The 9,166-nt window shown below is 71.3% G+C and carries 8 protein-coding genes; 4 read left to right on the top strand and 4 right to left on the bottom strand.

Features of this window, described 5'->3' with window-relative positions; translation table 11 throughout:
• Positions 1–45: 45 nt before the first annotated feature.
• Positions 46–564: a DUF4245 domain-containing protein gene (locus ACWFQ8_RS28895; RefSeq protein WP_453789219.1), complete on the bottom strand. Its 519-nt coding sequence runs from the start codon at positions 562–564 to the stop codon at positions 46–48.
• 290 nt (positions 565–854) lie between these two features.
• On the opposite strand from ACWFQ8_RS28895, the gene glpX reads away from it, so the two are divergent.
• A complete protein-coding gene (gene glpX, locus ACWFQ8_RS28890; protein ID WP_054221849.1) occupies positions 855–1,886 on the top strand; it encodes a class II fructose-bisphosphatase in 1,032 nt (343 codons plus the stop codon).
• Positions 1,887–2,015: 129 nt separating this feature from the next.
• Here glpX and ACWFQ8_RS28885 read toward each other — a convergent pair whose 3' ends face one another.
• Both ACWFQ8_RS28885 and ACWFQ8_RS28880 read right to left on the bottom strand, forming a co-directional pair.
• A complete protein-coding gene (locus ACWFQ8_RS28885; RefSeq protein ID WP_453789215.1) occupies positions 2,016–2,414 on the bottom strand; it encodes a WhiB family transcriptional regulator in 399 nt (132 codons plus the stop codon).
• Between the two features lie 212 nt (positions 2,415–2,626).
• Positions 2,627–3,286, bottom strand: a complete 660-nt coding sequence (locus ACWFQ8_RS28880; RefSeq protein ID WP_453789214.1) for a DUF1707 SHOCT-like domain-containing protein — start codon at positions 3,284–3,286, stop codon at positions 2,627–2,629.
• Positions 3,287–3,435: 149 nt separating this feature from the next.
• Here ACWFQ8_RS28880 and ACWFQ8_RS28875 point away from each other — a divergent pair, with 149 nt between their 5' ends.
• On the top strand, positions 3,436–5,100 hold the full coding sequence (locus ACWFQ8_RS28875; RefSeq protein WP_453789213.1) for a fumarate hydratase: 1,665 nt from the start codon (positions 3,436–3,438) through the stop codon (positions 5,098–5,100).
• Positions 5,101–5,217: 117 nt separating this feature from the next.
• A complete protein-coding gene (locus tag ACWFQ8_RS28870) occupies positions 5,218–5,991 on the top strand; it encodes a glycerophosphodiester phosphodiesterase (RefSeq protein WP_453789212.1) in 774 nt (257 codons plus the stop codon).
• Between the two features lie 123 nt (positions 5,992–6,114).
• On the opposite strand, the gene ACWFQ8_RS28865 is transcribed toward ACWFQ8_RS28870, so the two are convergent.
• Positions 6,115–7,641: a ricin-type beta-trefoil lectin domain protein gene (locus ACWFQ8_RS28865; protein WP_453789211.1), complete on the bottom strand. Its 1,527-nt coding sequence runs from the start codon at positions 7,639–7,641 to the stop codon at positions 6,115–6,117.
• 109 nt (positions 7,642–7,750) lie between these two features.
• Between ACWFQ8_RS28865 and ACWFQ8_RS28860 the strand changes: the two genes are divergently transcribed.
• On the top strand, positions 7,751–9,154 hold the full coding sequence (locus ACWFQ8_RS28860) for a class II fumarate hydratase (RefSeq protein WP_453789210.1): 1,404 nt from the start codon (positions 7,751–7,753) through the stop codon (positions 9,152–9,154).
• The last annotated feature ends 12 nt before the right edge of the window (positions 9,155–9,166 follow it).

The raw sequence follows: 9,166 nt of genomic DNA, 5'->3' as shown, positions 1-9,166 counted from the left end.
CCCCGGTCTTCCGGGGCGGGCGGCTTCGTGCGCGGTGGGGGCGAACTACCGGCCCTGCTTGAACTCCAGCGCCGCCGCCATCACGGCGAGCTGCTCGAAGGAGGCCGTCCCGGTCACCACCGTGACGTGGCCCTGCTCCTGCCGCACGAGGGCGTCGTACTTCTCGCCGTCCCAGCGCTCCCAGACCAGATCGCCGACCTGCTGCGTCTGCCCCGTGCCCTTCGCCTGCTGGGTGAGCCGGCCGAGGCGCTTCGCGGAGGCGTCGGTGGTCTGCTCGATCGCCACGTACTGCCGCTGCGGGTCGAGGAAGCCCAGGTGCCAGGCATCCGCGTTCTTGCGCTCGTACGTCACCGAGGTCGCCCGCCACTCCTGCGGGAGCCCCACGGGAGCAGCCACCGGGTACGGGGCCGCGCGCCGGGCGGTGATCGCCTCCACCCGGTAGTCGACCGTCTTCATCGGATCGGCGTCCTCGTCATGCGGGATGAAGATGTAGATCCCCGCGACCACGACGCCGATCACGCCCAGCGACCGGACCATGTCCCAGATCGTCTGCTTGCCTTTCATACCTGCCACGGGACCATCGTCCCGCATCGCCGGGAGCGATCACCGCCGGGGTCGCCCCGGCGGCGGGTCCGCAGCGGGGCGGCGGCGGGGCGGCGACCGGGCGGCGACCGGGCGGCGGCCCGGCACGGGCCGCACGGGGACCACCCGAAAGCCGCAACGCGTCCGCTCAGGCCAATCGATTGACCGATATGCCGCTCATACGTGACCCGCCCTGCTCAATTTATCGACGTACCGATAGAGTTTCCAGCACCCTCACTTCCGGCCGTCGCCGTACAGAAAGGTGCGCTCCGATGACCGAGCACAACCTGCCGCCCCAGCTCGAAGTCTCTCCGGAGGCCCCCGACCGCAACCTCGCCCTGGAACTCGTCCGGGTCACCGAGGCCGCCGCCATGGCCGCGGGCCGATGGGTCGGGCGCGGCGACAAGCTCGGCGCCGACGGCGCCGCGGTCAACGCGATGCGGACCCTGATCTCCACCGTCTCGATGAACGGCGTCGTCGTCATCGGCGAGGGCGAGAAGGACGAAGCGCCGATGCTCTTCAACGGCGAGCGGGTCGGCGACGGCACCGGTGCCGAGGTCGACATCGCCGTGGACCCGATCGACGGCACCACCCTGAACGCCAAGGGCATGCCGAACGCCATCGCCGTCCTGGCCGCCGCCGACCGCGGCACCATGTTCGACCCGTCCGCGGTCTTCTACATGGAGAAGCTGGTCACCGGCCCGGAGGCCGCCGACTTCGTCGACATCAACGCCCCCGTCTCCGTGAACATCCGCCGCGTCGCCAAGGCCAAGAACATGGCCGTCGAGGACGTCACCGTGGTCATCCTGGACCGCCCCCGCCACGAGGGCATCGTCAAGGAGATCCGCGAGACCGGCGCCCGGATCAAGTTCATCTCGGACGGCGACGTCGCGGGCTCGGTCATGGCGGTGCGCGAGGGCACCGGCGTGGACCTGCTCCTCGGCATCGGCGGCACCCCCGAGGGCATCATCTCGGCCTGCGCCATCAAGTGCCTCGGCGGCACCATCCAGGGCAAGCTGTGGCCGAAGGACGAGGCCGAGCGCCAGAAGGCCATCGACGCGGGCCACGACCTGGACCGGGTCCTGCACACCAACGACCTGGTGTCCGGCGAGAACGTCTTCTTCGTCGCCACCGGCATCACGGACGGCGAGCTGCTGCGCGGCGTGCACTACCGCTCGGAGACGGCGACCACGTCCTCGCTGGTGATGCGCTCGAAGTCCGGCACGATCCGGCAGATCGACTCGACGCACCGGCTGTCGAAGCTGCGCGCGTACAGCGCGATCGACTTCGACCGCGCCCAGTAGGCGGCCGGTGGGCCGCGAGGCCCGCACGCGAGAGGGGCGGTTGCCGCGGCAACCGCCCCTCTCGCGTACCCGCGGGGTCGGGCCGGTCGAGTTCGTACCCGCTCAGGTCGGCGCGCCGGCGTACGCGGCTCAGCCCGCGGCGGCGATCGGCCCGGCCCCGGGGGCCTGGCGCAGTTCGGCGGACCGGCGCCGCATCCGGGCCAGCACCACCCGGCGCTCGGCGGCGGTGAGCCCGCCCCAGACCCCGTACGGCTCGGGCTGGAGCAGTGCGTGCTCCCGGCAGGCCACCATCACCGGGCAACGGGCGCAGACGCGCTTGGCGGCCTCCTCGCGGGAGAGCCGGGCCGCGGTGGGCTCCTTGGAGGGGGCGAAGAACAGGCCCGCCTCGTCGCGGCGGCACACCGCCTCCGCATGCCAGGGGCCGTCCTCTTCCCTCGCCGGCACCCGCGCCTTCGGCACGGCGGCCGAGCGCCCCTGAAGACTCTTGACGGCGGCTACCTGCAGGGACTGATGCGGCGGATGCGGCACGGTCTACTCCTGACGACGTATACGCGAGCGAGAGACGATGCACCAGTCCCTACCCGGCTGCGCCCGGGCCTATGCCACGCCGCGGGGCGCGCGCGCCGCGCCGCCCGGACTTCGACCGAAACCCGACGCCCGAACCCCGCTATCGCCCCGGAAAGGACGTCACCGCAACGGACGTCACCGCAACGACGTCACCGGAACCGCCCGCGAGCCAGCTAGCCCTCCATGCGCTTGCGGAGCTTGAGGGTCAGGTCGACCAGGCGAGCGCCCCGCTTGGGGCGGGCCTCGATGTTGCCGAGCAGCGCGAAGCCCCGGACGATCACGACCGGGGCCTGGGGGTCGGTCTCGCCCCGGCTCTCCCCGCGCACCTCGAAGTTTCCGAGCACCCCGCTGCCGTAGCCGCGCAGGGTGACGTTCTCCGGGACCAGGATGTCGACATTGCCGAGGACGCAGGTCACGTTGATCTCGGTGACCTGCTGCTCGAAGACCGCCTGGGTGAGGTCGATGGAGATGTCGCCCATGACCGAGACCGCGCGGGTGTGCGCGCCCGGCCGCCAGCGGCCCTTGCGGGCGGAGCTGCTGCACACGGCGACGACCGTCTCCTGGTAGTCGCCGGGGCCCGCCGGGGCTCCGTCGGCCGGATGGGCGGTCGGGGTGGGGCCGCCGCCGGGCGCGGGCAGGTCCCGTACGAGGCCTTCCAGCTCGCCGACCGTCTTCAGGGCGTACAGCGAGTCGAGGCGCTCGGAGTGCTCTTCGGTGGTCAGCCGGCCCTCGGCGACGGCGTCGCCGAGGATCTGCGCGATCCGGTCCCGATCGGCGTCGGAGGCGCGCAGCGCGGCGGGGGCGGGGGCGGCGGGGTGCTTTTCCAGGTCCACGGCCCCAGCATAGCGAGACACGATAGATCGCGATACTACTGAGTGAGCCCTACCTCACAGACACGGCCGCGCCGGGAGGTCCTACGCTGGTGGACTGCGCTGCCAATTGGTCGTCAGTGCTGTCTGCCGAGTGAGGAATGACTGCCGTCATGCCAGAGTTTGCGTACACCGACCTGCTGCCCCTGGGTGAGGACACCACCCCGTACCGTCTGGTGACCGCCGAGGGCGTGTCCACCTTCGAGGCGGACGGCCGTACCTTCCTCAAGGTCGAGCCGGAGGCGCTGCGCACGCTCGCCGAAGAGGCCGTCCACGACATCCAGCACTTCCTGCGCCCGGCCCACCTCGCCCAGCTGCGCCGCATCATCGACGACCCCGAGGCCTCCTCGAACGACAAGTTCGTGGCGCTGGACCTGCTGAAGAACGCGAACATCGCGGCGGCCGGCGTGCTCCCGATGTGCCAGGACACGGGCACGGCGATCGTGATGGGCAAGCGCGGGCAGAACGTGCTGACCGAGGGCGGCGACGAGGCGGCCCTCTCGCGCGGTATCTACGACGCCTACACCCGGCTGAACCTGCGCTACTCGCAGATGGCCCCGCTCACCATGTGGGAGGAGAAGAACACCGGCTCGAACCTGCCCGCGCAGATCGAGCTGTACGCGACCGACGGCGGCGCGTACAAATTCCTCTTCATGGCGAAGGGCGGCGGCTCGGCCAACAAGTCCTTCCTCTACCAGGAGACCAAGGCGGTCCTCAACGAGGCCTCCCTGATGAAGTTCCTGGAGGAGAAGATCCGCTCGCTCGGTACGGCGGCCTGCCCGCCCTACCACCTGGCGATCGTCGTCGGCGGCACCTCGGCCGAGCACGCCCTCAAGACCGCGAAGTACGCCTCGGCCCACTACCTGGACGAGCTGCCGCGCGAGGGCTCGCCGCTGGGCCACGGCTTCCGCGACGAGGCCCTGGAGCAGCAGGTCTTCGAGCTCACCCAGAAGATCGGCATCGGCGCGCAGTTCGGCGGCAAGTACTTCTGCCACGACGTCCGCGTCGTCCGGCTCCCGCGCCACGGCGCGTCGCTGCCCGTCGCCATCGCCGTGTCCTGCTCGGCGGACCGCCAGGCCACCGCGAAGATCACCGCCGAGGGCGTCTTCCTGGAGCAGCTGGAGACCGATCCGGCGCGCTTCCTGCCGGAGACCACCGACTCGCACCTGGACGGGTCCTCGGACGTCGTCTCCGTCGACCTGAACCGGCCGATGGAGGAGATCCTGGCGACGCTGACGAAGCACCCGGTCAAGACCCGGCTCTCGCTGACGGGCCCGCTGGTCGTGGCGCGCGACATCGCGCACGCCAAGATCAAGGAGCTGCTGGACTCCGGCGCGCCGATGCCGCAGTACCTCAAGGACCACCCGGTCTACTACGCCGGTCCCGCGAAGACCCCCGAGGGCTACGCGTCCGGTTCCTTCGGCCCGACCACGGCCGGCCGCATGGACAGCTACGTCGAGCAGTTCCAGGCGGCCGGCGGCTCCAAGGTGATGCTGGCCAAGGGCAACCGCTCGCAGCAGGTGACGGACGCGTGCGGCACGCACGGCGGCTTCTACCTGGGCTCGATCGGCGGCCCGGCGGCGCGGCTCGCGCAGGACTGCATCAAGAAGGTCGAGGTCCTGGAGTACGAGGAGCTCGGCATGGAGGCGGTCTGGAAGATCGAGGTCGAGGACTTCCCGGCGTTCATCGTGGTGGACGACAAGGGCAACGACTTCTTCCAGGACCCGGCCCCGGAGCCGACGTTCACCCACATCCCGGTGCGCGGCCCGGGTCTGTAGTACGCGTTCGGCACGACGAGGGCGCCCGGCCTGCCCGGGCGGGCGCCGCCGTCCGGTTAACGTCGGGGCCACGCGTAGGCGCCCGCCCGTTCACCCCGGTTCGCGAGGATCTCCCGTATGACTGCGACGTCGTCCCCCCTCCGACCCGCCCGCTCCCCGCGGGTGGTCGCCCATCGGGGGGCCTCCCACGAGCACCCCGAGCACACCATCGCCGCCTACCGGCAGGCCGTCGAGGACGGGGCCGACGCGCTCGAATGCGATGTCCGGCTCACCGCCGACCGCAAGCTGGTGTGCGTGCACGACCGGCGGGTCGAGCGGACCTCCGACGGGCGGGGGGTCGTCTCCGCGATGACGTACGAGGAACTGCTCGCCCTCGACTTCGGGGCGTGGAAGGGCGGCGGGCACACGGGCGCGCGGGTGCTGCTCTTCGAGGACCTGCTGCGGGAGGCGCTGGCCGCGCCCCGGCCGGTCGGGCTCGCCGTCGAGACCAAGCACCCGACCCGCGCGGGCGGTGGACTGGAGTTCGAACTGGTCCGGATGCTGCGGGAGTACGGGCTGGCGGACGGGGCTTCGGGGCTCGTCGAGGTGATGAGCTTCTCCCGGAACGCGCTGACCCGGACGCACCGGCTCGCGCCCGGACTGCCGACCGTCTTCCTCATCGAGCGCAGGGTCCGCCCGCCGCGGCCCCCGTTCGCGACCCACGCGGGCCCGGGCATCGACCTGGTCCGGCAGGACCCTGGACTGGTGGGGCGGTTGAGGGCCAAGGGGCTGTCCGTGCGGGTGTGGACCGTGGACGAGCCCGAGGACGTGGAGCTGTGCGTGCGGCTCGGGGTGGACACGATCATCACCAACCGGCCGCGGGACGTACGGAAGCTGCTGCGCGACATGTGACCCCCGGCCGGGGTGCGCCGGCCGGGTGCGGGGGGTCGGTGGAGGTCGGTGACGGGTCGTTGCGGACCGGTCGTGGGTCGGTCGGGGGTCGGTGCGGTCGCCCGGGAGCGGGCGGGCGGGCGGTTACACGAAGCGCTGGTTGGCGGACCCGTTGCAGGTCTGCAGGCGCAGCGGCTCGTGGGCGGCGGCGACCGTCAGGCACATGCCGGGCGCGGCCGAGGGCCGGACGGTGGCGCCGTCGCGGACGAACTTCTGGTTCGCGCCGCCGTGGCAGTTCCACAGGACGAGCCCGGTGCCGTTGCCGTAGGCGGCGCCGGGGGCGTCGAGGCAGCGGTCCTGGGTCAGCTCGATGTGGACGGACCTGCGGGCCGGGTCGTACCACCAGCCCTGGTTTCGGCCGCCGTGGCAGTCCCAGGCCACGACCTTGGTCCCGTTGGCGCTGGAGCCGCCGAAGGAGTCGAGGCAGTTGCCGGTCGCGCCGTTCTTCAGGGGCCCGTACAGGTCGTCCCAGGCCCCGGCCTGCAGGGCGGGGGTGCCGGTGCCGGCGGGGTCGGCGCAGGAGGCCTCGCGCAGACCCGAGCCGTAGAACTGGGTCAGACAGGACGCGAAGGCGCCGTGGCCGCGGTAGTTGGGGTGGAAGGACTGGCGGGCGGTGTTCTCGTCCCACGGGAAGTGGTCCCCGAGGTCCAGGTAGAGGCCCCGGGCCCAGGGGTCCTCCATGCACACCTCGTGGCCGTGGAAGAGCCGCGAGTTGTCCAGGTAGAGGGCGCCGGAGTTGCGGGCGGCGTCGCGCATGCCCTTCTCGAACGCGGGCACCGCGTGGTTGCGGCCCCAGGTGGCGTCGGAGTCGTAGCCGGCGCAGCCGCCGGGGAGCTTGCCGGGGAAGTTCGGGTTGTCGTAGAAGTCGGGTCCGATGGGGCTGGGGTAGCCCATGACGACCAGCTTGTAGTCGGAGTCGGCGTAGCCCGCGTCGCGCATGACCGTCTTGAGGTCGGCGACGGTGGCCTCCACCTTGGGCCGCAGGCCGTCGACGCGCGCCTGCCAGCCGGGCGCGTACTTCGGCTCGCAGGTGCCCTGGCTGAGGATCCAGCGGGTCACGCAGTCGGTCATGACGGGACCGAACTGGAGGTCGTCGTTGGCCCCGGCGACGAGCAGCACCATCTTGATCTTCGTGTTGCGGGCCTTGACGGCCAGGCTGTCGCTCTGCACCAGCTCGTCGGCGTACTGCTTGCCGCCGCCGATCCTGATGTTGCCGGTGTACGCGCCGGAGCAGGCTACGTTGAAGGTCAGGTCGGCCTGGATGCCGGTGCGGTGGATCGCCGTGTCCGGCGAGCGGTGGCACTGGTTGTTCGGCGTGTTGGTCGCGGGGTCGTAGGTGCCGACGCCCTCGCCCGAGATCTCGCTGTCGCCCAGCGAGATCAGGCCGGTCCTGCGCTCGTTCAGCGGGCGCATGGCAGAGTCGCCGTAGATCTTGACGGCTTCCGCCGCGCGGATCGCCTCCAGCTCCGGCGGCAGGGGGGTGACGGCCGCGACGGGCGTGGCCGCCTGGGCCATGGGGGTGATGGCGGTGACGCCCCCGAGGGCGGCCGCGAACGCCGCGACCGCGGCGAAGGTAGATCTGAGCCTGGGTTTCGTGCCTGTACGTGCCATGTACGCCTCCCCGGATGTCCAGTGTCACCACCGGTATTTACTGGCCAGTAGGGGACTTGGGAACACTTCGAACAAGACAATTGCTCAACTTTTTGAGGAGGCCACGAACATGACAGAACATCAGCAGGCCGACGAGTACCGGACCGAGCACGACTCCATGGGCGACGTACGGGTGCCCGTGCACGCCAAATGGCGTGCCCAGACCCAGCGCGCGGTGGAGAACTTCCCCATCTCCGGGCAGCGCCTGGAATCCGCCCACATCCAGGCGCTCGCCCGGATCAAGGCCGCCGCCGCCGCGGTGAACGCGCGCCTGGGAGTGCTGGACCAGGACCTCGCCGACGCGGTCGTGTCGGCCGCCGCCGAGGTCGCCGAGGGCCGCTGGGACGACCACTTCCCGGTGGACGTCTTCCAGACCGGCTCGGGAACCTCCTCCAACATGAACGCCAACGAGGTCATCGCCACCCTGGCCACCGAGCGGCTCGGGCGGGAGGTCCACCCCAACGACCACGTCAACGCCTCGCAGAGCTCCAACGACGTCTTCCCGTCCTCCATCCACATCGCCGCCACCGCAGCCGTCACCGGCGAGCTGATCCCGGCCCTGGCGCACCTGGCCGCCGCGATGGACCGCAAGTCCGTCGAGTTCGCGGAGGTCGTCAAGGCCGGCCGGACCCACCTGATGGACGCCACCCCGGTCACCCTCGGCCAGGAGTTCGGCGGGTACGCGGTCCAGATCGACTACGGCGTCGAGCGGCTGCGCGCGGCCCTGCCGCGGCTCGCCGAGCTCCCGCTGGGCGGCACGGCGGTGGGCACCGGGATCAACACCCCGCCCGGCTTCTCCGCCGCCGTGATCGCCGAGGTGGCCCGGGCCACCGGGCTGCCGCTGACCGAGGCCCGCAACCACTTCGAGGCCCAGGGCGCGCGGGACGCCCTGGTCGAGACGTCGGGAATGCTCCGAACGATCGCGGTCTCGCTCACGAAAATCTCCAACGACCTGCGCTGGATGGCCTCCGGGCCGCGCACAGGATTGGCCGAAATCAATCTCCCGGATCTCCAGCCGGGCTCCTCGATCATGCCCGGAAAGGTCAATCCGGTCGTCCCGGAGGCCGTCCTCATGGTCGCCGCACAGGTGATGGGCAACGACGCGGCCGTCGCCGTGGCGGGCGCGGCCGGCAACTTCGAGCTCAACGTGATGCTCCCGGTGATGGCCCGCAACCTCCTCGAATCGATCCGGCTGCTCGCCAGCGCGAGCCGCCTGCTCGCCGACCGCACGGTCGACGGGATCACCGCCAACACCGCGCGGGCCAGGGAGTACGCGGAGTCCTCGCCCTCCGTCGTGACCCCGCTCAACCGCTACATCGGCTACGAGGAGGCCGCCAAGGTCGCCAAGAAGGCCCTCGCCGAACAGAAGACGATCCGGGAGGTGGTGCTGGAATCGGGCTACGTCGAGCGCGGCGCCCTCACCCTGGAGCAGTTGGACGAGGCGCTGGACGTGCTGCGCATGACGCACCCCTGACACACGACGGAG

It is taken from the genome of Streptomyces sp. NPDC055254, from assembly GCF_053606025.1.
Note: the sequence above shows the minus strand (reverse complement) of the source record. Positions and strands in the feature narration are given on the sequence as shown.